Genomic DNA, 25,906 nt, shown 5'->3' with positions numbered 1-25,906 from the left:
CCGGGATGGATGGCTGCCGTCCCACGCGCCCCAAGACCGACCTAGCCGCCGACGACCCAGCCGACGGCAAAGGCCACAGCCGCACAGGTCGCGCCCAGAACCACCGTTTCACCAACGGCCCGGGCCAGACGTTCACGAGTCGCATACCAACGCAACAGTCCCAGACCCGCCAGCGCCGTGAACGTGGCCCCGACCGAGGCATAGAACGTCAGGGGCGAGGGCGCGGCCACGAAATAGGGCACCAGGGGGATCGAGCCGAAAACGATGAAGCTGCCGAAGGTGAACAACCCGTTGACCGCCGGATCATCCTCGGCCGGGTCGTGCATGCCGAATTCATAGGTCATCATCAGGTCGGCCATCATGTCGGGATGGCGCATGAAGATATCGGTGACGGCATCGGCTTCGCCCGGGGGCAGGCCGCGCTGGCACAGGATTGTGAACATCTCGTCGCGCTCCTGCTCGGGGTCTTCGGCGATCGCCTGGATCTCAAGCTTGCGGCGCTTGTGATACAGATCGTGTTCGGCCCGGCCCGACAGGAATTCGCCAAGCCCCATGGACACGCCATCGGCAAACAGGTTCGCAAGGCCAAAGACCAGGACCGCCAGCCCGCCGATCTGCGCGACGCCTTCCGCCTGTGCCCCGGCAAAGCCCGCGACGATGGCAAAGGTGGTGACGATCCCGTCATTGCCGCCATAGACCAGTTGTTTCAGGAATTCCTGAATGCGGCCAAGCCCGTGGGCGTTGCGCCGGTGCTGCGTCCAGTCGAATCTCATCTCTGCCCCCAGGCCGGGCGGTTGCGCCCCTTGCTCCCTTCTTCGCTCATGCCGCATCGCGCGGGCGGGGTGCAACCCCGTTCCGCCCGCTTGTGCCTGCGTCATCCGGACCTATGCTAGGGGAATGAACATCACCCTGCGCCAGCTGACCTATTTCAAAGCCTTGGCCGAGCACGGCAATTTCGGCCGCGCCGCGTTGGCCGAACGTGTGTCGCAGCCCGCCCTGTCGATGCAGATCAAGGGGCTTGAGGACATGCTGGGTGCGCCGCTGGTGGAACGTCATGCCCGGTCGGTGGTGCTGACCCCCTTCGGACGGCGGATCCTGAAACACGCCGAGGCGGTACTGGACCAGATGCGCGAACTGGAAGAAGCCGCGCGCTGGAAAGACGGGCTGGCCGGGCGGCTGGCGCTTGGCGTGATCCCGACGGTCGCGCCCTATCTTCTGCCCGGTCTGCTGGCGCGGCTGCGCGCCGCCGACATCGCGCTGGACGTGCAGGTGCACGAGGCCCAGACCGCGCGGCTTCTGGCCGATCTGGCCGCCGGGCGCATCGACGCGGCGATCATGGCGCTGCCCTCCGGGGCCGAGGGGATGATCGAGCGGCGCCTGTTCGACGATGCCTTCCTGCTGGCGGGCAGCCCCGCGCGGATCGCGGCGCTTGGCGTCGATGCGGAAACCCTGCGGCCCACGGAGATCGGCGGCGCCCAGCTGATGCTTCTGGATGAAGGTCATTGCCTGACCGATCAGGCGCTTGAGGTCTGCGGACGGGGCAGGGGCCACGCGCAGATCAACACCGGGGCGTCGTCCCTGGCCACCCTGTCGAGGCTGGTTTCGGCCGGGTTCGGCCTGACGCTGCTGCCGGAAATGGCCCTGAAGACCGAAGCGCAGGACCTGACCGTCATGCGCTTTGCCGCGCCGGAACCCTATCGCACCATCGGCCTTGTGCGGCGCGCGACCTCGCCCCGCGCGGAATGGTTCGAAGCCCTGGCCGCCTTGATCATCGACCTGTCGGACACGCTGAAACTGGCCGAGGGCGACACCGCCGGTGTGGCCTGACGCCTGCTGGCGTGACCCATCGGCGCAGGGGGTGTCAAAGCCACAAACCCGGCGTTCCAACCAACGGACAGATTGGCGCAGGGCATTGAAAACAAACATGGCGTATTAACCTTAATGGCACGGCAGAGAGCTGCCGATCACGACCGATGACACATCTCCTTGCCCCGGCGCGTCAGGCGCGGGGCCAGACCAGGGGCTCTGACGGGCCCGCATAGGGAATAGCCATGTTCGACGTCACCGCACTGGATCTTGCCCGGTTCCAATTCGCCTTCACGGTGTCCTTCCATATCATTTTTCCGGCCTTCTCGATTGGCCTGGCCTCTTACCTCGCGGTGCTGAACGCGGCGCATTACATCACGGGCCGGGCGGTGTTTATGCGGCTGTTCGACTACTGGAAAACCATCTTCGCGGTGGCCTTCGGCATGGGCGTCGTGTCGGGCATCGTCATGTCTTACCAATTTGGAACAAACTGGTCGGTTTTTTCGGACAAAACCGGGCCAATCCTTGGACCAATGATGGGGTATGAGGTGCTTTCCGCCTTCTTCCTTGAAGCCGGGTTCCTGGGCGTAATGCTGTTCGGACGGTCGCGCGTCGGGCCGGGGCTGCACCTGGTGGCCACGCTGATGGTAGCGATCGGCACCCTTGGGTCGGCCTTCTGGATCCTGTCGGTGAATTCCTGGATGCAGACGCCCGTGGGATACGACATCAACGACGTGGGCCAGTTCATCCCGGTGGATTGGTGGGCCATCGTCTTCAATCCGTCCTTCCCCTACCGCTTCGTGCACATGGTGCTGGCGGCCTATCTGACCACGGCGCTTGTGGTCAGCGGGGTCGGTGGCTGGCACCTGTTGAAGAACCACCGGGACGAGGCCGCGCGCACCATGTTCGCCATGGCCATGGGCATGCTTCTGGTGACGGCACCGCTGCAGATCCTGGCCGGTGACGCGCATGGGCTGAATACGCTCAAGCATCAGCCGGCCAAGATCGCCGCGATGGAGGGGCATTACGATGGCCACCCCGAGGGCGGCGCGCCGCTGATCCTGTTCGGCATTCCTGACGACGAGGCCGAAGAGGTGCGCTATGCCATTGAAATCCCCTATCTGTCGAACCTGATCCTGACCCACGATCTGACCAGCCCGCTGCCCGGCCTGAAGGATTTCCCGAAAGAGGACCGCCCGGGGGCCGAGATCATCTTCTGGACCTTCCGCATCATGGTGGGCCTTGGCTTTGCCATGCTGGGGCTGGGGGCCTGGGGGGCGTTCAGCTGGTGGCGCGGGCGGCTGTATGACCGGCACTGGCTGCACCGTGCGGCCATCGCCATGGGGCCCATGGGTTTTGTCGCGGTTCTGTGTGGTTGGATCACGACCGAGGTCGGGCGTCAGCCCTGGACGGTCTACGGGCTGCTGCGCACGGCGGATTCGGCCTCTCCGGTCGATTTGCCGGCGGTCTCGACCTCGCTTCTGGCCTTTATCGTGGTCTATTTCGTGATCTTTGGGATCGGCACCTATTACCTTCTGCACCTGATGGCGCAACGTCCCGACCAGGGCGATCCCGAGCCGGTCGACGGCCCGACCCGCGCCGCCGGCACCGCCCCCGGACCCGCCCAGGGTGACGACGCGAAAGGAGAGGTCTGATGCCCTTCGATCTGGAACTCTCGACCATCTGGGCCGGGCTGATCGCCTTTGCGGTGCTGGCCTATGTGATCCTTGACGGCTTTGACCTGGGCACCGGGATCCTCTTTCCCTTCCTGGGGCGGGAAAAGCACCGGGTGCAGGCGATGAACACCATCGCCCCGGTCTGGGACGGCAACGAAACCTGGCTCGTCCTGGGCGGAGGCGGCTTGTTCGCGGTCTTCCCCCTGGCCTATGCGGTGATCATGCCGGCGCTATATCCGCCGGTGATCGCCATGCTGCTGGCGTTGATCTTCCGTGGCGTGGCCTTTGAATTCCGCCACCGCAATCCCGATCACGAAAAATTCTGGGACATCTCGTTCTTCTTCGGGTCGCTGGTGGCGACCCTGTCGCAGGGGCTGATCCTGGGCGCGTTGGTGCAGGGGATCGAGGTCGAGAACCGCGCCTATGCGGGCGGCTATTTCGACTGGCTGACGCCGTTTTCGATCCTGACCGCCGTGGCGCTGACCTCGGGCTATGCGCTGCTTGGCGCGACGTGGCTGGTGATGAAGACCACCGGCGATCTGCGCGAAAGGGCGCGCCGCCTGTCCTGGATCGCGGGGGGATCGACGCTTGTTCTGGTCGGCGCAGTGTCGCTGGCCACGCCGTTCCTGGACCCGGCCTATCTGGACCGCTGGTTCGCCCGCCCGAATGTCTTCTTCACCATCTGGGTGCCGCTGGCGATTGGCGCGGCCTCGGTCCTGTTCGTGCAGGGGCTGGTGCGGGGGCGTGACGCCTGGCCGTTCCTGTCGGCGCTTGGGGTCTTTGTGTTGTCCTTTATCGGGCTGGGGATCAGCCTGTATCCCTACATGGTGCCCCACGCCCTGACGATCGCCGAGGCCGCCGCCCCGGACGAAAGCCTGTGGTTCCTGCTGGCCGGCGCGCTGGTGCTTCTGCCGATGATCCTGGGCTACACGGCCTATGCCTATTGGGTGTTCCGGGGCAAGACCGAGGAAGGCGAGGGCTATCACTGATGCGCCGGGGCCTGTGGTTCGTGCTGTTCTACCTGGTCGGCATTTCGGTGCTGGGGGCGATTGCCTATGCGATCCGGTTGGTGCTGTTTTGAGGGGTTTTGATCCGCTCCACCATTCCTGGGTCTTAAGCTAGGACACGTATGAAACGCACCCGCCCGGCGTTAACGCCGGGCAGCGGCCGTCCGCCCCCCTAGGCGGCCGCTTCGCAGCCACCCGCGGACGGCCGCTGCCCTTTGTGATGACCTCGGGCGTAAAGAGCCGGTTAGACGCCGGTCTCACTTTGGGTTCGTGGAATTGGCCTAAAGCAGACATCGCTTCCGCGTTCAGATTCAAAAAGCCTGCTCTTTCTCCCGGCAAAACCACCCCACCACCCCAAACAAAAAGGGCCGCCCGAACACCTCGGACGGCCCCATGATCCAAACCCCGATCAGATCAGGCGGCGACTTCTTTCGACGCTTCCGCCAGGTACTTGAGCAGGTTCTCGGGCGAGCTTTCGCCATAAGGGTCTTCGCCGTGATTGTCGCAGATGCCGGGCTCTTCGAACCAGGCCTCGACCACGCCGTTGTTGATGATCGCAGCATAGCGCCAGGACCGCAGGCCAAAGCCCAGGTTGTCCTTGCGCACCAGCATACCGACGCGGCGGGTGAATTCGCCCGAACCATCGGGGATGACCTTCACGTTTTCGATGCCCTGGGCCTTGGCCCACTGGTTCATGACAAAGCTGTCGTTGACCGACATGCAGTAGATCTCGTCGATGCCATGGGCGCGGAAGTCTTCGATGTTCTTCTCGAAGCCCGGCAGCTGGTAGGTCGAGCAGGTCGGGGTGAAGGCACCGGGCAGCGAAAACAGCACGACGCGCTTGCCGGCAAAGTAATCCGCCGTGGTCATGTCCTGCCAGCGGAACGGGTTGGTGCCGCCGACGGCTTCGTCACGGATACGGGTGCGGAAGGTCACGTCGGGAAGTTTCTGGCCGGTCTGCATGGATGCCCTCATAGGTTCTGGAATGGTTCGCGGCGGACTTAGAGCGATTCCAAAACGGACCTCAAGGGATCTTCTGCGCTGCAATAGGAAAATTCACCGAAGCTTCATGCTTTTGGCCCAAGTATCATGCGCTTGCAGCACAAGTGTTGCATGGGATACATGGCTGAATTGCAGCCCGCGCCGATGTCTGGCCATGGGCGCGCACAGCTATTATGCTGGGCGAAACCCATGCGACAGCACCGCCCGCGCCCCCGTGGGGTGCAAGCCAAAAGGCAAGACCATGCGCGATCTCAAGATCCCTGAACAGCGTCACCCTGAAAAGGTCCGCAAACCGGACAATCCCCAGCCGAAGAAACCGGACTGGATCCGGGTCAAGGCCCCGACCTCGAAAGGCTATTTCGAGACCCGCAACACCATGCGGGAACACAAGCTGACGACCGTCTGCGAAGAAGCCGGCTGTCCGAACGTGGGCGAATGCTGGTCCCAGGGTCACGCCACCATGATGATCATGGGCGAGGTCTGCACCCGCGCCTGCACCTTCTGCAACATCGCCACCGGCAAGCCGCCCGAGGCGCTGGACGTCTTTGAACCCGGTCGTGTTGCCGATGCGGTGGCCAAGCTGGGCCTGAACCACGTCGTGATCACATCCGTGGACCGCGATGACATCGAGGACGGCGGGGCCGAGCATTTCGCCATGACCATCCGCGCCATCCGCAAGCGCGCCCCCGACACCACGATCGAGATCCTGACCCCCGACTTCATCCGCTGCGCCCCCGAGGCGCTGGAAGTCGTGGTCGAGGCCAAGCCGGACGTCTTCAACCACAACCTGGAAACCGTGCCCGGCCTTTACCCCGAGGTGCGGCCCGGCGCGCGCTACTTCCATTCGCTGCGCCTGCTGCAGCGGGTGAAGGAACTGGACCCGACGATGTTCACCAAGTCGGGCATCATGGTCGGCCTGGGCGAGAACCGTCAGCAGGTCACACAGGTGATGGAAGACATGCGCGCCGCGGACATCGATTTCCTGACCATCGGGCAATACCTGCAGCCGACGCCCAAGCACCACGCCGTCGACCGCTTTGTCACGCCCGAGGAATTCGCCAGCTATGAAAAGACCGCCTGGAACAAGGGCTTCCTGATGGTCTCGGCCACGCCGCTGACGCGGTCGTCCTACCATGCGGGCGATGACTTTGCCCGTCTGCGGGAAAACCGGCTGGCCAAGCTGGGGCTGGGCTGAACAATAGAAAACGCCGGACCTGATGGCCCGGCGTGACGGAAAGAAGCGCGGCCGCCGGATCGGGGGCCGCGTTTTCTGTTTGGATCACTCGACCGCCGGCACGGCCTTGAGATAGGCGACGATCGCCTCGACGTCCGCATCGCTCAGGTTGGCCATGTTCTGCACCACCTCTGCCATCTCGCCGCCGGCGCTGTCGAAATCGGGGGTGAACCCGGTCTTGAGGTAGGATGCGATGTCCAGCGCGCTCCAATCCAGGCCGCCGGGGGTGATGTTGGGGATCGTGCCGCGCCCGTCGGGCGAGGGCGCGCCAGCCAGCCACCGGGTCCGGTCCAGCCCGCCAAGCGCATTGCGCGGCGTGTGGCATTCGGCGCAATGGCCCAGCCCTTCGACCAGGTAGCGCCCGCGCTCCAGCTGGCCGGGGGCTTCGGTCATCACCCAGTCGTCCTTGAAGAACAGCAGCTTCCAGCCCCCCAGGATGCGCCGCACGGAAAAGGGAAAGCCGACGTCATGGGCGACATTCGGCGTGTCCGAGGGCGGCAGCGTCTGCAGGAAGGCATGCAGGTCGGCAATGTCCTGCGGGTCCGCATGAACGTAGGACGCATAGGGAAAGGCGGGATAATAGTGCGACCCCGAAGGAGAGGTGCCGCGCATCATCGCATTGCCCAGGTCCGCAACGCTCCACCCGCCGATGCCTTCGTCCGAGGGCGAAATATTGGGCGCGTGAAATGTCCCGAAGTCCGAGGCAAAGGCCTTTCCGCCCGCCAGCACCAGACGCTCTTCTCCCTCGGCCTGCGGGGCCGCGTGACACGAGGCACAGCCGGCGGCCCAGAACACCGTCTCGCCCTTTGTGGCGTCCCCGGTGAGGGTTGCGAAAGTATCTTCGGGCAGGGTGGCGGGGCGGGTCAGCACCCAGAAGCCGACCAGGCCAAGAATGACAAGAAGGGCGAGCGCCCTGATCAAACGGGACATGCGCCCTTCCTTTCTGTGGTCGCGTCGTTCGGGCCACGTTGTGCGCCCGGGCCGACGGGTGCCCGTGGTACGGTCTTCAGCGGTCCGGCCAGGGCGCGGGGCCCAGGCCGGACCTAAGGGATTCGTCGGGCGTGTCAGATGCAGGGCATCAACGCGCCACGATTAGCCAGGATCAATTGGACTGGATCAGTCAGCCCTTTATCAATCGGACTGGCGGAACGACTTGTGGCAGCCGCCGCAGGCCCCGCCAAGACCGCCCATGGCCGCCTGAAGAGATGCCAGGTCTGTGCCGGCGGCCGCTTCCATGGCCACGGCTGCTTCGGACATCGCCATCGACGCCTTCACGATGCCGTCCATGTCTTCCCAGATCGCCGGCAGCGCCTTGGAGCCCTCGATCTCACCCGCGGCAGATCCCTTGGGCCAATAGGCCATCTGGTTCTGGCCCGACAGCTTGACCAGGTTGCCCGCTGCAGCCGAGGCCGCATCGGCGTTATACTCGGTCGCGCCCTTGGCCATGGACCCGAGGATCCCGAGGTTGAAGGCATAAAGCTGCATGGTTGCCTGGCGGGCCTTCACGGCCTTTTCCAGCGCATCCTGGGACATGTGGCTTTCGGCTAGGACGGGGCTGGCCAGGGCGGCGATCGCCAGGCTGGCTGCGGTAACCAAAGATTTCATTGAAGGGACTCCCTGTAGAACAATGTGCCGCTACGTTACCGCGTCGTCGCATGTCAGGGGGTGACGAATTCGTGATCTTTCGACGACAGATGTGATCGGGGACGCCAATGGGCAGGGCGCTGCGAAATCCGCAAGGCCCTTCGCCGGATCAGACCCGCATCAGACCGGGATCAGTCGGTAAAGCGAACCTTGCCGATGAAAGGCAGGTTGCGATTGCACTGGGCATAGTCGATGCCATAGCCCACCACGAATTCGTCCGGGATCTCGAAGCCGATGTAATCGGCGCGGAAATCGACCTCGCGCCGGGACGGCTTGTCCAGCAGGGCGATGGTCTTCAGCTGCTTGGGGTGGCGCGATTCCAGCAGGTGGATCACATGGTTGAGCGTGTGGCCGGTGTCGACGATATCCTCGACCACCAGGACATTCCGGCCCTCGATCTCGCCGCGAAGGTCCTTGAGGATCCGGACCTCGCGCGAGGATTCGGTGGAATTGCCATAGGACGAGGCTTCGAGGAAATCGACCTCGACGTCGCGATCGCGCAATTCGCGCACCAGATCGGCGATAAAGACGAAGGATCCGCGCAGTAGGCCCACCACCACAAGGCGTTCCTCTTTCGGAAAGGCGGATTTGATCTGATCCGTCAGTTCTTCGATACGGGCAGCGATGGCCTTGGCCGAGATCATCTGATCGATGACATAAGGACGCGATGACATGTTTCTTCCTTGAACTTGCGGCGTCAAAATACGACATGCCCCCCTTAAGTAAACGATGCATTGGGGTCAAATGCCACGCCACTCGGAAACCCGCCGCCTGCCGTACACCGCCCAGCAGATGTATGATCTGGTTGCGGACGTGGGGTCGTACCCCAAGTTTCTGCCCTGGTGCGCAGCGGCGCGAATCCGGTCGAACGAGGACCGCGGCGACCATGAAGTCATGGAGGCGGATCTCGTGATCTCCTTTAAGGTGTTTCGCGAACGCTTCGGCTCGCGCGTCGTATTGTGGCCACAAATCATGAAAATCGACACCGAATATCTGGATGGTCCGTTCCGCTACATGAAGTCGGATTGGCAGTTTTCAGACGCCGAAGATGGCTGTGACGTGTCCTTTCACGTGGACTTCGAATTCAAGAACGCGGTGCTTCAGGGCATTATCGGCGTTGTTTTCAACGAGGCGATGCAAAGAATTGTCCGCGCTTTTGAAAATCGCGCCGCCGAATTGTACGGTAAACAAGGTTAATCTACCTTTTTGCAAGGCTGTCTCTGCGGTGATGACGCGGAATAAGGCAGCCAATTGCCACAACCATCACACTCCGAACTCATTTCGCAGACAACCTGTAGGTGCAAAAGCACGACTAGGAGCAGCAAATGAATTCGATCCACTCTCTCTTTTCCGCTTTCGGAAACATGGATTGGAAAGCTGCCATGCAAGCCGCGAAAGAGGCGCAGTCTTCGGGCGGGTCCGCCCGATCCTGGAAAGACCGCATGGCAGATATCGCACAGGAACCCGAGGTGACGGTCCCCTCTGCGCCCACCCCGTGGGAGCCTGAGCTCGCCACGACCGAAACCGCTTCCGCCACCCAGGTGACGCAACCCGCGGTTGGCGAAGCGCCGGTGGCTGCGGAACCGCAGGCCACCGCAACAGCCCAGAGCACGACGCAGACCGCCACGCAGGCGGATCCGCAGGACGACGACTCGATCCTGGCTGGCGTAGCGGCAGCCCTTGGTGGCGCGCTAAGCGAGGCCGCCGAGAAATCCGGAGGCTCCGTCAGCGCCAAGGGCAAGTCCATCGAACAGCGCGTCAAGGAAGACGTGGGCCGCCTGGTCCAGACCCTTGTCGAGGCACAGGGCGAATTGTCCTCGGGCAAGGCCGCCAATGGTGAAGAAACCGCCGAGCCGGTCGAACCCGGTGTTGACGCGATTTCATATGCCCGCCGGTCCGCCATCGCCGCCCAGGCACGCGTGGCCGCGGCCAACCTGTTCGAAGGCATGGGCGACAATACCTTTGACGCCATCGCCATGAAGTCGGTGAACAGCACATCGCTGTACCGCAACGATACCAGCGGTCAGGACGACAAGCGTGAAACCAACATGACGCTCTGACGCGTCAATAAATTCACGTATTATCAGGGGTCTACACCAATGGTGCCGACCCCTGAACGTCCAGACGGAGGCGTTAACTATTTTGCAATGACGGCCCTGCGCGAATGTTGACGATATGGGCAGAAGCAACAGACCCCGACCACAATCCGAACGCAATCTACCCCCATGCAAAAGGCCGGTAGAAAGCAAGGAGTGGACGAATGTCCCTATTCGGAAATGTTGCGTCTTTTGGCGCATGGGCCGAGGCAGCTTGGTCGAAACAACAGCAGAAGGCAGCTGAAAAAGCTGCCGAGAAAGAAGAAACGACAGTCAATCAGGTCGAAGATCCTGCACCTGTCGAAACTCAGTCCGAAGTCCAGGTTGTGGCGGCCCCCGCGCCCGTGGCCGAACCCGATGCGGTTCAGGTCAATGTCTCGGCGACCGGGAATTCGGGCACAGGCACAGCGCGTGCCTCCTATGCTGCAAAGGACACCGTCGGTCAGGGCGATGTCAACGCGGCTGCGGCTGGCGAGGCCGAAGTGCGCGAAGCCGCGGCCGATGCCGTGGACTTTGCCCGACGGGCGGCCATTGCATCCCAGGCGCGTGAACAGGCGGCAAGCCTGCTGGACTCCGTGACCGAGGAAAAGGGCGCCTTTGCTCGCGTTGACGTCAACAAGACCGACGGCACCCAGGCCTATGCGGAGCGTAAATCCTATGCGGTGCAACCGGAAGATCGGGTCAGCAAATTCGCCTGAGCCACGGTCAGGCAACGGACCCGCACAGATCCCGAAGCCGACAGAGGGTCCGCCAGACAGGCGGGCCTTTTCCATGTCCGGTCAAAGGGCCCAACCCAAAGCAAAAGGCGCGCCCCCGGGGGACGCGCCTTTTCAGTTCTAAGGGGGCAGGGATCACGACACGTGGTCGTAGGCCCGTTCGCCGTGTTGTGCCAGATCCAGACCGGTGGTCTCGGTTTCCGCATCGACGCGCATCGGGATGATCGCGGACACCAGCTTGATCAGCACGATCGTCACCACGGCGGTGAAAACTCCGACAATTGCCAGCGATCCCAGCTGCGCGGCCCATGTGCCGGCCCCGAAGACCGCAATCATGATCGTGCCGAAGATGCCGCCGACGCCATGCACGGCAAAGACATCCAGCGTGTCATCGATCTGCAGCTTGTTGCGGACAAGGTTCACGGCCTCCTGGCAGAGGATCCCGGCGATTGCACCAATGATCAGCGCCTCAATGGGGCCGACAAAACCGCTGGCCGGCGTGATCGAGGCAAGCCCGGCGATGGTCCCGGTGACGATCCCCACAAGCGAGGCCTTGCCGTATTTGATCTTCTCCCACAGGGCCCAGGTCAGCGATGCGGTCGCGGCCGAGATATGGGTGACCGTCAGCGCCATGGCCGCGCCACCGTCCGCCGCCAGCTGCGAGCCGCCGTTGAAGCCGAACCAGCCGACCCAAAGCATCGCGGCCCCGATCATCACGTAGCCCGGATTGTGCGGCGGCTTGGACTTGTCCTTCCGCGCGCCCAGCATGACGGCGATGATCAGCGCGGCCAGACCGGCGGTTTCATGCACCACGATGCCACCTGCAAAGTCGCGCGCCCCGGTCTCGCCGAAGATGCCGCCATCGGCCAGCATGCCGCCGCCCCAGATCCAATGCACCACCGGCGCATAGCAAAGCACCATCCACAGGGTCGAGAAGGTCAGCACCCAGCCAAAGTTGGCGCGTTCCACAAAGGCCCCGACGATCAGCGCGGGCGTGATGATGGCAAAGGTCATCTGGAAGGCGAAGAACAACACCTCGGGCAGGGTGCCCGCCAGGCTGTCTGCATCGACGCCATTCAGAAACGCCTTGCCCAGCCCGCCCCAGAAGGCGTTGCCCTCGCCAAAGGCGATGGAATAGCCGACGGCCAGCCAGGCCACGCTCATGGCGCAGGCGATGGCATAGCACTGCATGAAGACGCTAAGCACATTTCGTGCGCGCACAAGGCCGCCATAGAACAGCGCCAGCCCCGGCAAGGTCATGAACAGGACCAGCGCCGTTGCGACGATGATCCATGCGGTATCCGCTCCTACCATAGGAATTCCCCTCTTCCCCGATTGTGGTTCCGGGGGTCCTAGACGTGGCGATAGCGATTAAGGAAGTGGCGAATGTCCGGATATGCGCCAAAAATTACGCCGTTTTTGGAACTGATCAAAAATTCATCGCTGAAATTGGGGGTGCGCCCAAAGATGCAGCGGAAGTGAATCGATCAGCGCAGGGCGTCCAGGACCATCTTCAACGCGTGATCGCGGCTGGCTTCGCGCACCTGCATCCGCCCGATTGCACCGAAGTTCACCGTCTGGCTGACGGTCGGCCCGCCGCGGCGCGCAACCGCAAAACAGACCATGCCCTCGGGTTTCGGACCCGAGGCACCGGGGCCCGCCACGCCGGTCGTCGACACCGCGATGTCGCCCCCCAGACGCGCCAGGGCGCCCTGGGCCATTTCGCGGGCGGTTTCTTCGCTGACGGCGCCATGGGCGATCAATGTCGCCTCTCGCACGTTCAGCATGGATTGCTTGACCGCGTTGGAATATGCGACGACCCCGCCCTGAACCACGTCTGACGAACCGGCGATATCGACCAAAGAGGAGGCGACCATGCCCCCGGTGCAGCTTTCGGCGGTGACCAGAAGCAGCCCCTTGGCGCGGCAGGCATCGAGGACTTCGGCAGGGTCGGGGGCGTGATCGGGGGCGGGATCAGTCATGGCGGGCCTCAGAGGATCACGATGTGATAAAACACCGCCAGGGCGATCACGACCAGCCCGGCAAAAACGCCCGCGATCACATCGTCCAGCATCACGCCCAGGGGATCGTGACGGCGATCCGCGCGGCCGACCCAGCCCGGTTTCCAGATGTCGAACAACCGGAAGAACAGGAAGGCTGCAATCCAGCCCGGCCAAAGGCGCGTGACCTCGACCCCTGCAAACATCGCGCCATAAAAGACCGGCATCAGCGCGACCCACTGGCCCGCGACCTCGTCCACAACCACGCGCGAAGGGTCCGGATCCTTGCCATCGGCGGTGATGCGGACGGTGGCCCACCACCCGGCGAAGAACACCGCGACGGTGGCGATCACGGTCAGGGGAAAGCCCCCGATCTGATACAGCACCCAGCCAAGGGGCAGGGCGGCCAGGCTGCCCCAGGTGCCCGATGCGGGACGCAAAAGCCCCACGCCAAAGACGGTTCCGATCATCTCAGCCAGTTTCATTGCGATACCACCACGCATGTGGCGACCGAGGCGATCCCTTCGGATCGACCCGTGAAGCCCAGTTTTTCCGAGGTTGTTGCCTTGACCGAAATCCGGTCGGCGGGAAGGCCCATGATCTGCGCCAGCGCGTCCTGCATGGCCTGCGCATGGGGGCCGATCTTGGGTTCCTCGCAGATCAGCGTGCAGTCGACGTTGGAAATCGCAAAGCCGCGCTTTGCCGCCAGATCGACCGCATGGGCCAGGAAAATCCGGCTTTCCGCGCCTTTCCATTGCGGGTCCGAGGGCGGGAAGTGGCGGCCGATGTCACCCTCGGCCAGCGCGCCATAGATCGCGTCGGTGATCGCATGCATGCCGACGTCGGCGTCGGAATGGCCCTTTAGCTTGCGGTCATGCGGGATTTTCACGCCACACAGGACAACGTGATCCCCGTCTTCAAAGGCATGTACGTCATAGCCATTGCCCATGCGGATATCCATCTGCGGTCCCTTTCGTCTGGCCAGGATTGCTTCGGCCCGGGCGAAATCGCCCGGATGCGTGATCTTCAGGTTGTCGTCGTCACCGGGGGTCAGCACGACCTCGAACCCGCCGGCGCGCACGACCTCGACATCATCGGCGGCCTCGCCGGGGTAACCGTCGTGGCTGGCGGCAATGGGGCCGATGGCAAAGCCCTGGGGAGTCTGTGCCCGGGCCAGGCCGGTGCGGTCGCGGGTGCCGGTCACGCGGTCGCCGTCCACGGTCCACAGCGCATCGGTGACAGGCAGGCCCGGGGCCGCAGCCTCGGCCCCGGTGCGCAGGGCGTCGATCACCGATTGAATGACCAAAGGCGACACACAGGGCCGCGCGATGTCGTGGATCAGAACGTGGGTCGCCCCAAGCGCCCAGGCGCGGGTCAGGCCGGATTTCACCGACTCTCCGCGCGTGGCGCCGCCCGTCACGCGGTGCACGCCGCCCGGCAGGTCCACCGCCATGTCGTCGGGGTGCAGCACCACCACGATCGTGCCAAAGGGCGCAAAGGCGTCCAGCGTCCAGTCGGCCACGCGCCGCCCGGCCAGGGGGCGCCATTGCTTTGGCATGCCGCCACCGGCCCGCAACCCGCGCCCGGCGGCCACGAGAATGGTGATGACCTTATGTCTTTCATCCGTCATATCGCCTGATTATGAGCATTTCCTGCACAGGTCCATGGGGTGCGACCATCCATCCGTGTGATTAAAAAATGTGCAAACGCATCATTGACGTGCGAAAAACGCCTTTCGCTTCGTTGAGCTTGCCCCCGCGAAGGGCTAACCAGAAACCACTGCACAAGGATTAGGCATGTCGCTCCCTTTCTCGGATGATCTGAAACGCCCGGTTGTCGCCCTTGCCCCCATGGCCGGGATCACCGACCTGCCGATGCGCGATCTTGTGGCAGGCTTCGGGGCCGATCTGGTGGTCTCCGAAATGGTGGCCAGCGGGGAATTGCTGTGCAACCGCCCCGGCACCCGCGAAAAGGCCGAACTGGGGCTGGAGCGTGCGGCGACATCCGTTCAGCTAGCCGGCCGCGATCCGCAGGTGATGGCCGAGGCCGCGCGCCAGATTGCCGATCAGGGTGCCAGGGTCATCGACATCAACATGGGCTGCCCCGCCAAGAAGGTGACCGGCGGTCTGTCCGGCTCGGCGCTGATGCGCGTGCCGGACCTGGCGCTGCGCATGATCGACGCGGTGGCCAATGCGGTGGACCTGCCGGTGACGGTCAAGATGCGCCTGGGCTGGGACGACGACAGCCTGAACGCCGCGGATCTGGCCCGGGGCGCGCAGAACGCCGGAGTGCGCATGGTCGTCGTGCATGGCCGCACGCGCTGTCAGTTCTACAAGGGGTCCGCCGATTGGGCCGCCATCGCCCGCGTTGTCGATGCGTTGGATATTCCCGTGCTGGCCAATGGCGACATCATTGATCTTGCCTCGGCCCGGGATGCGCTGGCGCTGTCGGGGGCTGCGGGCATCATGGTCGGGCGTGGGATCCAGGGCCAGCCTTGGCTGCTGGCGCAGCTGATCGCGGGCCTAGACGAAAACCGGGAAGGCCAGGGCGTCGATACGCCTGCGGATGTGCCCGCCCTTGCCGCCGCCCATTACGAGGCGATGCTGGATTTCTACGGCCCAGACCTGGGCCTGCGCGTCGCCCGCAAGCAGCTGGGCTGGTACATGGACCGCGCCGGCACCGCGCCGGATCTGCGGGGCCGCATCCTGCGGGCCCGCACGGCCATAGAGGTGCTGGACCTGCTGCCCGAGGCCCTGGATGCGTCACGCACCGCGAACACCAAAGACCAAGATGGAGATCTGGCCGCATGATGGAAGACGACGCCGTCTGGGCCTCTTTGCCCGTGCCCGCGCTTTTGCTGGATGAAGACGACAATATCGTCGCGATCAACCCGGCGGCCGAAGGCTTCCTAAACACCTCGTCCAAGTCGATCAACGGCCAGAAGGTCTGGGAAAAGGTGATGATCGACAGCCCGCTGGAGGACGCCTTTGAACGGGCGCGCAAGACCTCTTCGCCGCTGTTTGTGAATGACGTCGACGTGGGCACCGGCGAACGCGCGCCGCTGCATTGCAACCTGCAGATCGCCCCCATGGCCGGACAGCCCGGCCACATGATGTTCCTGATCTCGCCCCGCGAACTGGCCGGGCGGCTGACCCAGGACCACACGGTGAAATCCGCCGCCAAATCCGCCATCGGCATGGCCGAGATGCTTGCGCATGAGATCAAGAACCCGCTGGCGGGGATCACCGGCGCGGCGCAGCTTCTGTCGATGAACCTCTCTGCCCAGGATCAGGAGCTGACGGATCTGATCGTCGCCGAAAGCCGCCGCATCGTGAAGCTGCTGGAACAGGTTGAACAATTCGGCAACCTGACGCTGCCCGACATGCGGCCCGTGAACATCCACGACGTGCTGGACCGCGCGCGCCGGTCGGCCCTGCTGGGCTTTGGCGCGCAGATGAAGATCATCGAAGATTACGACCCCTCGCTGCCCATGGCGCTTGGCGATCCCGATCAGCTGCTTCAGGTGGTTCTGAACCTGTTGAAGAACGCGTCCGAGGCGGCGGGGTCGGCGGGCGGCACGATCCGTCTGCACACCTTCTTCGAACACAGCTTCCGCCTGCGCCGGTCCGACGGTGAAGGCCGCGCGCTGCCCCTGCAGATCGAGATCATCGACGACGGCCCGGGCCTGCCGCCCGACATCGCCGGCGACATCTTCGATCCCTTCGTTTCGGGGCGCGAGAACGGCACCGGGCTGGGGCTGGCGCTGGTCAGCAAGATCATGTCGGACCACGACGGCTGGATCTCGGTCACCTCGGTGCCCGGCAAGACCGTCTTCCGCCTGTCCCTGCCCATGGTGAAACCCAAGAAGGCCAAATCCGCCACGGCGAAATCTTCCAAGGCCAATTCGAGTAAGGAGAGCTGATCATGGATGGTACCATCCTTGTCGCTGACGATGACCGCACAATCCGCACGGTCCTGACCCAGGCCCTGACGCGCGCAGGCTGCAAGGTCCATGCGACCTCCTCTCTGACCACGCTGATGAGATGGGTGGGCGAAGGCAAGGGCGATGTCGTGATCTCAGACGTCATGATGCCCGACGGCAATGGGCTGGAAATGCTGCCCAAGATCGCCGCCGACCGTCCCGGCCTTCCGGTGATCGTGATTTCGGCGCAGAACACCATCATGACCGCGATCAAGGCCGCCGAGGCCGAGGCCTATGATTACCTGCCCAAGCCCTTCGATCTGCCCGACCTGATGAAGCGCACCGCCCGGGCGCTGGAAGCGGGCCGCAAAAGTGCGACGCCCGCGCTGGTGGCCCCCGACAACGACCGCCCCGACGAACTGCCCCTGGTTGGGCGCACGCCCTCGATGCAGGCGCTGTACCGGCTGATTGCGCGGGTGCTGAACACCGATCTGTCGGTGCTGATCACCGGCGAAAGCGGCACGGGCAAATCGCTGATCGCCCGGGCGATCCACGATTTTTCCGACCGCCGTACGCTGCCGTTTGTCGTCGCCTCGGCCGCCGATCTTCAGAATATCGAAGGCCCCGCGCAGGTGCTGGCGAAATCCAAGGGCGGCACGATCCTGTTCGACGAGGTCACCGACATCCCCGCCGAGGTGCAGGCGCGCATCGTGCGGATGATGGACAACACCACCGACAACCTGCCGCGCTTCATGGCCACCTCGCAAAGCGATCTGAACCGCGCGATGGAGGACGGACGCCTGCGTCAGGACCTGTTCTATCGCCTCTCCGGTGCCTCGATCGAGGTGCCCGCGCTGCGCGACCGCGTTGATGACATCCCGCTTCTGGTCGAGCATTTCCTGCAACGGGCCGAACGCGAAGGCCTGCCGCTGCGCAAGCTGTCCAACGAGGCGCTTGAAATGGTGCGCGCCCATCCCTGGCCCGGCAACGTGCGTCAGCTGGAAAACGCGATTCGCCGCCTGGTGCTGACCGCCCGCGTCGACGAGATCACCAAACCCGAGGTCGCCGCCGTTCTGGGCGGCCAGCCGGAAAGCGAACCGGTCCCCGGTGGCGGCGTGGAAGAGGGCGAAATGTTGTCCGCGTCGATCGGGCGTCACCTGCGCCGGTACTTCGATCTGCACGGCGATATGTTGCCGCCTCCGGGGCTTTACGGCCGCATTTTGAAGGAAATGGAGGCCCCATTGATCGAAATCGCCCTGGAAGCCACCGGCGGCAATCAGGCCAAATGTGCCGATCTTCTGGGGATCAACCGCAATACTTTGCGCAAGAAGATCACCGATCTGGATATTAGCGTGACTCGCCGTCGCAAGTTGATGTAAAACCGCAACAGAGCAGTGGCCAAGATGTTTCAGCCCGCGGGGAACCACCCGGCGGGGCGGGCAGGGGCCACATAACATATCGGCGGCCGCAGAAGCGGCCAATTTGCGAGGCGGTCCCGTGGCAACTCGGGCACATAGCGCAACCTGGGCCATGGTGATGCGGCTCAGGCGGCAGAGGCGATTGCAGAATGCAGCGACCCTGGGGCTTGTTCTCCTTGGGCCTGTTCTTGTGCTGGCCACCTTCCTGGTTCTTGGTCCCTTGCAGCAGGGCGCGGCTTCGGGCTCTCTCCGTCTGGTTCTGCTGGCCGACCTTGTCTACGTGCTGGTCGTGGCGGCGCTGGTGTTGCAACGGGTGGCGCGCATGGTCGCGGCGCGTCGGGCGAAATCGGCGGGATCGCGGCTGCACCTGCGGCTGACAGGTGTTTTCGCCATCATGGCGCTGATCCCCACGGTATCCGTCGCCATCTTCGCGGTTCTGACCATCAACATCGGGCTTGAGGGCTGGTTTTCCGACCGCGTCCGGCAGGTTGTCGGATCGTCGCTGGCCGCCGCGCGGGCCTATGAACAGGAACACCGCGAGGACCTGGAAGAAGACGCCCGTGCCCTGGCCCGGTTCCTGAACGCCGCCAAGCAGCGTGATTTCCTGATCACCGACGCGGTGATCCGTCAGCTTCTGGCCTCGGGGCAAAGTCAGATCCAGCGCGGGCTGAAAGAAGCCTATGTCATCGACGGCACAGGAGAGATCAAATCCCGGGGCGAACGCAGCTATCTGTTTGATTTCGAACAACCCTCGGCGGATCAGATCAATCAGGCCGCGGCTGCCGGATTCCTGTTGATCGACGACTGGGACAACAACGAATTCCGCGCCCTGATCCCGCTGACCGCCTATCTGGACCGGTATCTGTACGTCAGCCGCGACGTCGACGGGGAAATCCTGAACCTTCTGGACGACACCCAGCAGACCGTGCGCCTGTACCAGCAGTTGGAAAGCGAACGGGGCAGGGTGCTGTTTGAATTCGGCCTTCTTTACATCGGCTTTGCCGTGATCCTGATCCTGGCCGCTGTCTGGCTGGGCCTGTGGTTCGCCGAACGCCTGTCCGGCCCCGTCGGGCGTCTGACCGGGGCGGCGCAGCGCGTGGGGTCTGGCGATCTGGACGTGCGGGTGCTGGAGGAAAGCGGCGATGACGAAATCGCCGTGCTGTCGCGGTACTTCAACCAGATGACAAAGCAGCTGAAGGGCCAGCGCGAGGCGCTGCTGGAAAACACCCATCAGATCGAACAACGCCGCCGCCTGTTCGATAGCGTGCTGTCGTCTGTGACCTCGGGGGTCGTCGGGCTGGACCGGGAAGGGCGGGTGACCTTCGTCAACCGCTCGGCCGAGAGGCTGCTGGACTGGCACGACGATCAGGAAAATGTCGCCATCGCGGTCTCGGTGCCCGAGTTCGGGCCGCTGTTCGACCAGCTGCGCGACAGCGGCGGCCAGACCCTGCAATCCGAGGTCAAGGTGGTGCGCGCGGGCCGTCAGGAAACCCTGCTGGTGCGTATGGCCACGCGGCGCAACACCGAAGGGCGGCGCGAAGGTTACGTGGTGGCCTTTGACGATGTGACCGATCTTGTCACCGCTCAGCGGATGGCGGCCTGGGGGGACGTCGCCCGGCGCATCGCGCATGAGATCAAGAACCCGCTGACGCCCATTCAGCTGTCGGCCGAACGGATCAAGCGCAAGTTCTCGCGCCACCTGGACGACCAGCTGGCCGAGGATCTGGAAGGCCTGACCGAAGTCATCGTGCGCCAGACCAACGACCTGCGGCGCATCGTCGACGAATTTTCAAAATTCGCGCGGATGCCTGAGCCTGAGAAACACAAGGAAGACCTGCGCGACCTGTTGCAGGGGGCGGTGTTGCTTCAGGACGCAGGCCAGCCCGACGTGCGCATCACCGCCGATCTGCCCAAGGGGGCCATGCCCGCGGATCTGGATGCGACGATGATAGGTCAGGCGCTGACCAACCTGATCAAGAACGCTGGCGAGGCCACGGAAAGCTACCGCGACAAGGGCGCGCCCGAAGGCTACGCGCCGCAGGTCCGTGTCTCGGCCGTGATCGTGCTGGAAGACACCGATCAGGGCAGCACCCCTTGGGCCGAGGTGCGCATCGCCGACAACGGCATCGGCCTGCCCGAGGATCGCGCGCGCCTGTTCGAACCCTATGTCACCACCCGGGACAAGGGCACCGGGCTGGGCCTGCCGATCGTGAAGAAGATCATCGAAGAGCACGGCGGCACGCTGCGGCTGGACGATGCCGATCCGTTTGACGACCAAGACCATTTCGGCGCCTGTGCCGTCATCCGTCTGCCCCTTCTGGCGGCCGCGATGCCGGATGCGCCCAGTAAGAATAGTGAGTGAGGCACCATGAGTGACATCCTGATTGTAGACGATGAACGCGACATCCGGGAATTGATCTCGGACATTCTGGAAGACGAAGGCTATGCCACGCGGCTCGCTGGCAATTCTGACGAATGCCTGGCGCATCTGAACACGGAACCGCCTGCGCTGATGGTGCTGGACATCTGGCTGAAGGACAGCCGGATGGACGGGATCGACATCCTCAAGCACGTCAAGCGCGACAACCCGGACGTGCCGGTGGTCATCATTTCGGGCCACGGCAATATCGAAATCGCGGTCGCGGCGATCAAGCAGGGGGCCTACGACTTCATCGAAAAGCCCTTCAATATCGACCAGCTGATGGTCGTGGTGCGCCGCGCGATGGAAACCTCGCGCCTGCGTCACGAAAACAGCCAGCTGCGCCGCAAGGATCCCCAAAGCGCGGAAATGGTGGGCAATTCCGCCGCCTTCCGCACCATGCTGGGCCAGCTGGACAAGGTGACGAAATCCAACGGCCGGGTGATGCTGAACGGCCCCTCGGGCGCGGGCAAGGAAGTCGCCGCGCGCTACATCCACGCCCAGTCCAACCGGGCCTCTGGCCCCTTTGTCTGCGTCTCCTGCGCCACGATCGAAGCGGACCGCATGGAAGAGGTCCTGTTTGGCCGCGAAAGTGCCGAGCGTGGGGTTGAACCCGGGCTGCTGGAACAGGCCCATGGCGGCGTGATCTATTTCGACGAGGTCGCGGATATGCCGATCGGCACCCAGTCCAAGATCCTGCGCGTGCTGGTGGACCAGCAGTTTGCCCGCGTCGGCGGGGCCGACAAGGTGCGGGTGGATCTGCGCGTCGTCTCTTCAACCTCGCGCGATCTTGAGGCCGAGATTGCCGCCGGAACCTTCCGGCAGGAGCTGTTCCACCGCCTGAACGTCGTGCCGATCGACGTGCCCAGCCTGTCCGAACGACGCGAGGATATTCCCGTGCTGGCGGATTACTTCATCGAAGGGCTGCACAAGTCCCAGGGCTTGCCGCAGCGCAAACTCTCGGACGAGGCGGCGGCGCTGATGCAGACAATGGTCTGGCCCGGCAACGTGCGCCAGCTGCGCAACGTCATCGAACGCATCCTGATCCTGGGCGACGGCACCGGAGAGATCACCGCCAAGGAGGTCCCGACCGAAGAAGAGAAGCCTTCGGAAGACGGGCGTGTCGTCCTGTCCGGCGCCCTGGCCACCCTGCCTTTGCGCGAAGCGCGTGAGGCCTTTGAACGCGAATACCTGCTGACGCAGATCAACCGTTTTGGTGGCAATATCTCGAAAACGGCGCAATTCGTCGGGATGGAGCGCTCGGCCCTGCACCGCAAGCTGAAATCGCTTGGCGTGGTCACCAGCACCAAGTCCGGCGGCCGTGTCGCGCGGCTTGAGGCGGAAGAGTAACCCGGGCGCCCCCCTCAGGGGACGATCTGATACCCGGCGGGCCCGCGCGGGATGACGCAGCTTTGCTCGGTCAGCTTCGGCTGACTGCGCGTGATCCCAGGCGTCACGGATGATTTCCGTTCAGCGCTGCAATTGGGCAGGCTGACCCGGGTGAAGCCGGATTTCGCCATGCAGTCCCGCGCCAGAAGCGCGCGGCGGTCGGCATTGGCATCCACCGTTTCAAAATCCGGAAAACCCTGGTGCGCGGGGATGACCGTACAGGCACCAGAGGGATCGCAGATCAGCTGCGCAGGAATGATCGGGCCGGGCACGATCCGCGTTTCCGGCCGATAGGGGGCCTGGGTGTCGGCCTGCAGCGCGCATTGATCCTGCGCCTGGGCGATCTTGGCCGGATCGGCCCCTTCGCGGTACCAGATCGACTGGCTGCAGCCCGCCAGAACGGCAAGGCCCAGGAAAATTGCGGCAGTTTGATGCGTTTTCATGACCCCACTGTGCACCCTTTGAAGGCTGGCGACAATTCGTTTGACCCCCCTTGCCGCATCTGTCATGCGTCAGGTTCGAACGACAGATCCCGGGAGACATGGGATGAAAGTCATCATCTGCGGTGCAGGGCAGGTCGGCTGGCAAATCGCACGCCATCTTTCCGGCGAAAACAACGATGTGACGGTTGTGGACAACAACCCAGATCTGGTGCGGCGCGCGACGGACACGCTGGATGTGCAGGGGATCGCGGGCTTTGCCTCTTACCCCGATATCCTGGACCGCGCGGGCGCGCGCGATGCCGACATGATCATCGCCGCCACCTATTCGGACGAGGTCAACATGGTCACCTGCCAGGTGGCCCATTCGATCTTTGCCATCCCGCGCAAGATCGCGCGCCTGCGGTCGCAAAGCTACCTGGACGCGATCTATTCCGACCTGTACCGGCGCGACCACATGCCGATCGACGTCATGATCTCGCCCGAGCGCGAGGTGGCCGCCGCCGCGCTGCAGCGGCTGTCGGCCCCGGCGGCCTTTGACACCGAAACCTTCCTGGACGGCCGCGCACAGTTCCTGGGCATCACCATCGACGACGATTGCCCGGTGGTGAACACGCCGCTGCGCCAGCTGACCGACCTGTTTTCCACCCTGCGCACCATCGTCGTGGGCATCCGCCGCGAAGGCCGTCTGTTCGCGCCGGAACCCAATGACATGCTGTTCCCGGGCGATGCCTGTTACATCTGCGTGGTGAACGAAGACGTGCCCCGCACGATGGAGGTCTTCGGCAAGACCACCCGCACCCAGGAACGCGTGATCATCGTCGGCGGCGGCAACGTCGGCCTCGCCGTCGCCAAGAAGCTCGAGGCCAAGGGCCGCGGCATCCGGTCCAAGGTGATCGAGAAAAGCCGCAAGATCGCCGAAGTGGCCGCCGATGCGCTGGAGCGGACCATCGTTCTGCACGGCGACGGCCTGGACAAGGCGCTTTTGTCCGAAGCCGGGGTGAACCGCGCCGATGCGATCCTGTGCGTGACCGACGACGACAAGACCAACATGCTGGCCGCCGTGCGCGCCAAGGCTGCGGGCTGTGAAATGGCGATCGCCCTGATCAACGACCCCAGCCTTGTGCCCCTGATGACCCCGCTTGGCATCGACGCGCATATCAACCCGCGTCAGACCACCGTATCCTCGATCCTGCGCCACATCCGCCATGGCCGGGTGCGCGGCGTCTATTCCGTAGGCGACGCCGAGGCCGAGGTGATCGAGGCCGAGGTTCTGTCGACCTCTCCCATGGCGGGGCGGTCGCTGCGGGACATCGAATTCCCCGAAGGCGTGCTGATCGGCGCGATCCTGCAGGGCGACAAGGTGGTCAAACCCGTGGGCGACCTGAAGATCGAGGCCGGCGATGTCGTGCTGATCTTCGCGCTGGCCGATGACGTCCCCGAGGTCGAGCGCCTGTTGCAGGTCTCGATCGACTACTTCTGATGTTCCGCCTGTCTGAACAGCCGCTGATCCTGGTGCTTTTTGCCAGCGCGGCGCTTTCCATGCTGGTGCCGGCCCTGGTCGCGCTGACGATGGAAGACTTCCTGACCGCGCGCAGTTTCTTCTACGCCGGGCTGATCGGGCTGTTTGTCACGCTGATGATCGCGCTGGCGCGCGGTCGGCGGTCCTGGACCGGGCGCAACACCGATCTGGTCGGGCTGCTGTCGCTTCTGGCGGCCTACGTGATCGTGCCTGCCTACCTGGCGATTCCCTTTCAGGAGGCGCTCCGCTCGACCTCCTACCTGAATGCCTATGTCGAAATGGTCTCGGCACTGACGACCACCGGTGCGCCCCTGTTCGAAAGCGGCCGCCTGCCACCGGCGCTAGAGCTTTGGCGCGCGCAGGTCGGCTGGATGGGCGGGCTGATGATCTGGGTCGCGGCGGCGGCGGTCCTGGCCCCGCTGAACCTGGGCGGGTTCGAGGTGACGCTGGTTGCCGCCCCCGGTCTGGACGGCACCGGCCTGGAACGGTTCCAGCGCGCGGGCATCCTGCGCCGGGTGATCCGCAGCTTTTCGCAACTGGCCCCGATCTATGCGGTGCTGACGCTGATCCTGTGGGTGCTGTTGCTGGTGAACGGGGACAACGCGCTGGTCGCGCTGTGTCACGCCATGTCGACCATGGCCACCAGCGGGATTTCCCCGGTCGGCGGCCTGCAGAATGGCGAAAGCGGCATCGCAGGCGAAATGGTCATCTTCCTGTTCCTGATCTTCGCGCTCAGCCGGGTGTCCTTTACCTCGGACACCTCGGTGTCGCGCTTTGGCCTGCACATGGACCCAGAGCTGCGCCTGGGCGCGCTGATCGTGCTGGGTGTTCCGGTGCTTCTGTTCCTGCGTCACTGGATCGGCGCCTTCGAGGTCAACGCAGGCGAGGATCTGCTGCTGGGCCTGCGTGCCTTCTGGGGCGCGATCTTCACCGTCCTCAGCTTCCTGACCACCAACGGGTTCGCCAGCGCCGACTGGGACACCGCCCAGGCCTGGTCCGGGCTTGGCACGCCGGGGATGATCCTGATGGGGCTGGCCATCATGGGCGGCGGCGTGGCGACGACCGCCGGCGGGGTCAAGCTGATGCGCGTTTTTGCGCTGTACCTCAATGGCTTGCAGGAAATGCAAAAGCTGGTGCACCCCAGTTCCGTGTCCGGCATGGGCACGGTGGCGCGGCGGATCGGGCGGCAGGGGGCCTATCACGCCTGGATCTTCTTCATGCTCTTCGCGATGAGCCTGGCGGCCATGATGCTGCTTCTGGCGCTTTTCGGGCAGGGCTTCGAACAGGCGACGGTGCTGGCGGTCTCGGCGCTGACGACGACCGGCCCGCTGCTGGCTCTGGCGTCGGAAACTCCGATCAACCTGCTGGATCTGGGTGCCGCGGCCAAGCTGACCTTTGCCGGCGGCATGATCCTTGGCCGCGTGGAATTGCTGGCCTTCATCGCGCTTCTGAACGCCGATCTCTGGCGCGATTAGGGCAAACCTGGATACCTGCACTGAGGGATTCTTGCACCGGACGCAACGGATTGGAAAAATTGGGGTGGAAATGCCCCCCTCTTTGGACATAATTAACCCGCTAGAGGGATCGTCGCGCCGCGGCGAGGTGATATAACAAG

General features: G+C 64.0%; 25 protein-coding genes. 15 read left to right on the top strand and 10 right to left on the bottom strand.

From position 1 onward, the window contains the following. Window positions 1-41 precede the first annotated feature (41 nt). Entirely contained in the window at window positions 42-773 is a 732-nt protein-coding gene (locus BMX99_RS15535; RefSeq protein WP_093453885.1) for a VIT1/CCC1 transporter family protein, read from the bottom strand. Between the two features lie 124 nt (window positions 774-897). On the opposite strand from BMX99_RS15535, the gene BMX99_RS15530 reads away from it, so the two are divergent. The 4 genes from BMX99_RS15530 to BMX99_RS15515 all read left to right on the top strand — a co-directional run bounded on the left by BMX99_RS15530 (window position 898) and on the right by BMX99_RS15515 (window position 4,563). Then, the gene (locus tag BMX99_RS15530) at window positions 898-1,827 is read left to right on the top strand and encodes a hydrogen peroxide-inducible genes activator (protein WP_093453882.1); all 930 of its coding nucleotides are present in this window, start codon (window positions 898-900) and stop codon (window positions 1,825-1,827) included. A 224-nt stretch (window positions 1,828-2,051) separates the two neighbouring features. Continuing rightward, window positions 2,052-3,461, top strand: coding sequence for a cytochrome ubiquinol oxidase subunit I (locus BMX99_RS15525; RefSeq protein ID WP_093453880.1), 1,410 nt, complete (start codon window positions 2,052-2,054; stop codon window positions 3,459-3,461). Beyond that, window positions 3,461-4,471, top strand: coding sequence for a cytochrome d ubiquinol oxidase subunit II (gene cydB, locus BMX99_RS15520; protein WP_093453877.1), 1,011 nt, complete (start codon window positions 3,461-3,463; stop codon window positions 4,469-4,471). Before BMX99_RS15525 ends, cydB begins: the two co-directional genes overlap by 1 nt. After that, window positions 4,471-4,563: a DUF2474 domain-containing protein gene (locus BMX99_RS15515; protein WP_093453875.1), complete on the top strand. Its 93-nt coding sequence runs from the start codon at window positions 4,471-4,473 to the stop codon at window positions 4,561-4,563. The genes cydB and BMX99_RS15515 overlap by 1 nt, the downstream gene beginning before the upstream one ends. Before the next feature lie 340 nt (window positions 4,564-4,903). On the opposite strand, the gene BMX99_RS15510 is transcribed toward BMX99_RS15515, so the two are convergent. Then, window positions 4,904-5,452, bottom strand: a complete 549-nt coding sequence (locus BMX99_RS15510; protein ID WP_093453872.1) for a peroxiredoxin — start codon at window positions 5,450-5,452, stop codon at window positions 4,904-4,906. Between the two features lie 280 nt (window positions 5,453-5,732). Between BMX99_RS15510 and lipA the strand changes: the two genes are divergently transcribed. Next, on the top strand, window positions 5,733-6,686 hold the full coding sequence (gene lipA / locus BMX99_RS15505) for a lipoyl synthase (protein ID WP_093453869.1): 954 nt from the start codon (window positions 5,733-5,735) through the stop codon (window positions 6,684-6,686). Between the two features lie 84 nt (window positions 6,687-6,770). Here lipA and BMX99_RS15500 read toward each other — a convergent pair whose 3' ends face one another. The 3 genes from BMX99_RS15500 to hpt all read right to left on the bottom strand — a co-directional run bounded on the left by BMX99_RS15500 (window position 6,771) and on the right by hpt (window position 9,043). Continuing rightward, window positions 6,771-7,655, bottom strand: a complete 885-nt coding sequence (locus BMX99_RS15500; protein ID WP_093453866.1) for a cytochrome c — start codon at window positions 7,653-7,655, stop codon at window positions 6,771-6,773. A 201-nt stretch (window positions 7,656-7,856) separates the two neighbouring features. Continuing rightward, complete coding sequence (locus BMX99_RS15495) at window positions 7,857-8,330, bottom strand: cytochrome c (protein WP_093453863.1); 474 nt, start codon at window positions 8,328-8,330, stop codon at window positions 7,857-7,859. Window positions 8,331-8,500: 170 nt separating this feature from the next. Then, window positions 8,501-9,043: a hypoxanthine phosphoribosyltransferase gene (gene hpt / locus BMX99_RS15490; protein ID WP_093453860.1), complete on the bottom strand. Its 543-nt coding sequence runs from the start codon at window positions 9,041-9,043 to the stop codon at window positions 8,501-8,503. 70 nt (window positions 9,044-9,113) lie between these two features. Between hpt and BMX99_RS15485 the strand changes: the two genes are divergently transcribed. The 3 genes from BMX99_RS15485 (at window position 9,114) to BMX99_RS15475 (ending at window position 11,163) form a co-directional block, all read left to right on the top strand. Further along, complete coding sequence (locus BMX99_RS15485; RefSeq protein ID WP_093453857.1) at window positions 9,114-9,566, top strand: type II toxin-antitoxin system RatA family toxin; 453 nt, start codon at window positions 9,114-9,116, stop codon at window positions 9,564-9,566. Window positions 9,567-9,733: 167 nt separating this feature from the next. Beyond that, entirely contained in the window at window positions 9,734-10,429 is a 696-nt protein-coding gene (locus BMX99_RS15480; RefSeq protein WP_139199564.1) for a hypothetical protein, read from the top strand. 200 nt (window positions 10,430-10,629) lie between these two features. Further along, window positions 10,630-11,163 (top strand): hypothetical protein, encoded by a 534-nt coding sequence (locus tag BMX99_RS15475; RefSeq protein WP_093453851.1) that lies wholly within the window; start codon window positions 10,630-10,632, stop codon window positions 11,161-11,163. A gap of 153 nt (window positions 11,164-11,316) precedes the next feature. On the opposite strand, the gene BMX99_RS15470 is transcribed toward BMX99_RS15475, so the two are convergent. From BMX99_RS15470 to ispF, 4 genes are all read right to left on the bottom strand, one after another. Next, window positions 11,317-12,495 (bottom strand): ammonium transporter, encoded by a 1,179-nt coding sequence (locus BMX99_RS15470; RefSeq protein WP_093453848.1) that lies wholly within the window; start codon window positions 12,493-12,495, stop codon window positions 11,317-11,319. Between the two features lie 173 nt (window positions 12,496-12,668). Then, window positions 12,669-13,163 carry a CinA family protein gene (locus tag BMX99_RS15465; RefSeq protein ID WP_093453845.1) on the bottom strand — a complete coding sequence of 165 codons (495 nt, stop codon included), beginning with the start codon at window positions 13,161-13,163 and terminating at the stop codon, window positions 12,669-12,671. A gap of 8 nt (window positions 13,164-13,171) precedes the next feature. Beyond that, window positions 13,172-13,666 carry a phosphatidylglycerophosphatase A family protein gene (locus BMX99_RS15460; protein ID WP_093453842.1) on the bottom strand — a complete coding sequence of 165 codons (495 nt, stop codon included), beginning with the start codon at window positions 13,664-13,666 and terminating at the stop codon, window positions 13,172-13,174. After that, on the bottom strand, window positions 13,663-14,811 hold the full coding sequence (gene ispF, locus BMX99_RS15455; RefSeq protein WP_093453839.1) for a 2-C-methyl-D-erythritol 2,4-cyclodiphosphate synthase: 1,149 nt from the start codon (window positions 14,809-14,811) through the stop codon (window positions 13,663-13,665). Before ispF ends, BMX99_RS15460 begins: the two co-directional genes overlap by 4 nt. Before the next feature lie 166 nt (window positions 14,812-14,977). Between ispF and dusB the strand changes: the two genes are divergently transcribed. The 5 genes from dusB to ntrX all read left to right on the top strand — a co-directional run bounded on the left by dusB (window position 14,978) and on the right by ntrX (window position 22,290). Further along, window positions 14,978-15,991, top strand: a complete 1,014-nt coding sequence (gene dusB / locus BMX99_RS15450) for a tRNA dihydrouridine synthase DusB (RefSeq protein WP_093453836.1) — start codon at window positions 14,978-14,980, stop codon at window positions 15,989-15,991. Beyond that, window positions 15,988-17,103 carry a two-component system sensor histidine kinase NtrB gene (locus BMX99_RS15445; RefSeq protein WP_093453833.1) on the top strand — a complete coding sequence of 372 codons (1,116 nt, stop codon included), beginning with the start codon at window positions 15,988-15,990 and terminating at the stop codon, window positions 17,101-17,103. Before dusB ends, BMX99_RS15445 begins: the two co-directional genes overlap by 4 nt. Before the next feature lie 2 nt (window positions 17,104-17,105). Next, window positions 17,106-18,482: a response regulator gene (locus BMX99_RS15440; RefSeq protein WP_093453830.1), complete on the top strand. Its 1,377-nt coding sequence runs from the start codon at window positions 17,106-17,108 to the stop codon at window positions 18,480-18,482. Between the two features lie 151 nt (window positions 18,483-18,633). After that, on the top strand, window positions 18,634-20,883 hold the full coding sequence (locus BMX99_RS15435; RefSeq protein ID WP_093453827.1) for a sensor histidine kinase NtrY-like: 2,250 nt from the start codon (window positions 18,634-18,636) through the stop codon (window positions 20,881-20,883). Between the two features lie 6 nt (window positions 20,884-20,889). Next, window positions 20,890-22,290: a nitrogen assimilation response regulator NtrX gene (ntrX, locus tag BMX99_RS15430; protein WP_093453824.1), complete on the top strand. Its 1,401-nt coding sequence runs from the start codon at window positions 20,890-20,892 to the stop codon at window positions 22,288-22,290. Window positions 22,291-22,304: 14 nt separating this feature from the next. Here ntrX and BMX99_RS15425 read toward each other — a convergent pair whose 3' ends face one another. Next, window positions 22,305-22,772 (bottom strand): hypothetical protein, encoded by a 468-nt coding sequence (locus BMX99_RS15425; RefSeq protein ID WP_093453821.1) that lies wholly within the window; start codon window positions 22,770-22,772, stop codon window positions 22,305-22,307. A gap of 103 nt (window positions 22,773-22,875) precedes the next feature. On the opposite strand from BMX99_RS15425, the gene trkA reads away from it, so the two are divergent. Then, window positions 22,876-24,252 (top strand): Trk system potassium transporter TrkA, encoded by a 1,377-nt coding sequence (gene trkA, locus BMX99_RS15420; RefSeq protein ID WP_093453819.1) that lies wholly within the window; start codon window positions 22,876-22,878, stop codon window positions 24,250-24,252. After that, on the top strand, window positions 24,252-25,766 hold the full coding sequence (locus tag BMX99_RS15415; protein ID WP_093453816.1) for a potassium transporter TrkG: 1,515 nt from the start codon (window positions 24,252-24,254) through the stop codon (window positions 25,764-25,766). The genes trkA and BMX99_RS15415 overlap by 1 nt, the downstream gene beginning before the upstream one ends. Window positions 25,767-25,906 lie beyond the last annotated feature (140 nt).

Source organism: Pseudooceanicola nitratireducens (assembly GCF_900109195.1).
Lineage (GTDB): Bacteria > Pseudomonadota > Alphaproteobacteria > Rhodobacterales > Rhodobacteraceae > Pseudooceanicola > Pseudooceanicola nitratireducens.
This window is presented reverse-complemented; position numbering and strand designations above follow the sequence as displayed.

Coding starts and splice junctions, on each gene's coding strand:
- BMX99_RS15470 (WP_093453848.1), bottom strand. CDS start 12,495: ATGGTAGGAGCGGATACCGCATGGATCATCGTCGCAACGGCGCTGGTC.
- dusB (WP_093453836.1), top strand. CDS start 14,978: ATGTCGCTCCCTTTCTCGGATGATCTGAAACGCCCGGTTGTCGCCCTT.
- BMX99_RS15485 (WP_093453857.1), top strand. CDS start 9,114: ATGCCACGCCACTCGGAAACCCGCCGCCTGCCGTACACCGCCCAGCAG.
- BMX99_RS15425 (WP_093453821.1), bottom strand. CDS start 22,772: ATGAAAACGCATCAAACTGCCGCAATTTTCCTGGGCCTTGCCGTTCTG.
- BMX99_RS15435 (WP_093453827.1), top strand. CDS start 18,634: ATGGTGATGCGGCTCAGGCGGCAGAGGCGATTGCAGAATGCAGCGACC.
- BMX99_RS15515 (WP_093453875.1), top strand. CDS start 4,471: ATGCGCCGGGGCCTGTGGTTCGTGCTGTTCTACCTGGTCGGCATTTCG.
- BMX99_RS15415 (WP_093453816.1), top strand. CDS start 24,252: ATGTTCCGCCTGTCTGAACAGCCGCTGATCCTGGTGCTTTTTGCCAGC.
- BMX99_RS15530 (WP_093453882.1), top strand. CDS start 898: ATGAACATCACCCTGCGCCAGCTGACCTATTTCAAAGCCTTGGCCGAG.
- BMX99_RS15480 (WP_139199564.1), top strand. CDS start 9,734: ATGGATTGGAAAGCTGCCATGCAAGCCGCGAAAGAGGCGCAGTCTTCG.
- cydB (WP_093453877.1), top strand. CDS start 3,461: ATGCCCTTCGATCTGGAACTCTCGACCATCTGGGCCGGGCTGATCGCC.
- hpt (WP_093453860.1), bottom strand. CDS start 9,043: ATGTCATCGCGTCCTTATGTCATCGATCAGATGATCTCGGCCAAGGCC.
- ntrX (WP_093453824.1), top strand. CDS start 20,890: ATGAGTGACATCCTGATTGTAGACGATGAACGCGACATCCGGGAATTG.
- BMX99_RS15535 (WP_093453885.1), bottom strand. CDS start 773: ATGAGATTCGACTGGACGCAGCACCGGCGCAACGCCCACGGGCTTGGC.
- BMX99_RS15445 (WP_093453833.1), top strand. CDS start 15,988: ATGATGGAAGACGACGCCGTCTGGGCCTCTTTGCCCGTGCCCGCGCTT.
- BMX99_RS15500 (WP_093453866.1), bottom strand. CDS start 7,655: ATGTCCCGTTTGATCAGGGCGCTCGCCCTTCTTGTCATTCTTGGCCTG.
- BMX99_RS15465 (WP_093453845.1), bottom strand. CDS start 13,163: ATGACTGATCCCGCCCCCGATCACGCCCCCGACCCTGCCGAAGTCCTC.
- trkA (WP_093453819.1), top strand. CDS start 22,876: ATGAAAGTCATCATCTGCGGTGCAGGGCAGGTCGGCTGGCAAATCGCA.
- BMX99_RS15475 (WP_093453851.1), top strand. CDS start 10,630: ATGTCCCTATTCGGAAATGTTGCGTCTTTTGGCGCATGGGCCGAGGCA.
- BMX99_RS15495 (WP_093453863.1), bottom strand. CDS start 8,330: ATGAAATCTTTGGTTACCGCAGCCAGCCTGGCGATCGCCGCCCTGGCC.
- BMX99_RS15460 (WP_093453842.1), bottom strand. CDS start 13,666: ATGAAACTGGCTGAGATGATCGGAACCGTCTTTGGCGTGGGGCTTTTG.
- BMX99_RS15510 (WP_093453872.1), bottom strand. CDS start 5,452: ATGCAGACCGGCCAGAAACTTCCCGACGTGACCTTCCGCACCCGTATC.
- ispF (WP_093453839.1), bottom strand. CDS start 14,811: ATGACGGATGAAAGACATAAGGTCATCACCATTCTCGTGGCCGCCGGG.
- BMX99_RS15525 (WP_093453880.1), top strand. CDS start 2,052: ATGTTCGACGTCACCGCACTGGATCTTGCCCGGTTCCAATTCGCCTTC.
- BMX99_RS15440 (WP_093453830.1), top strand. CDS start 17,106: ATGGATGGTACCATCCTTGTCGCTGACGATGACCGCACAATCCGCACG.
- lipA (WP_093453869.1), top strand. CDS start 5,733: ATGCGCGATCTCAAGATCCCTGAACAGCGTCACCCTGAAAAGGTCCGC.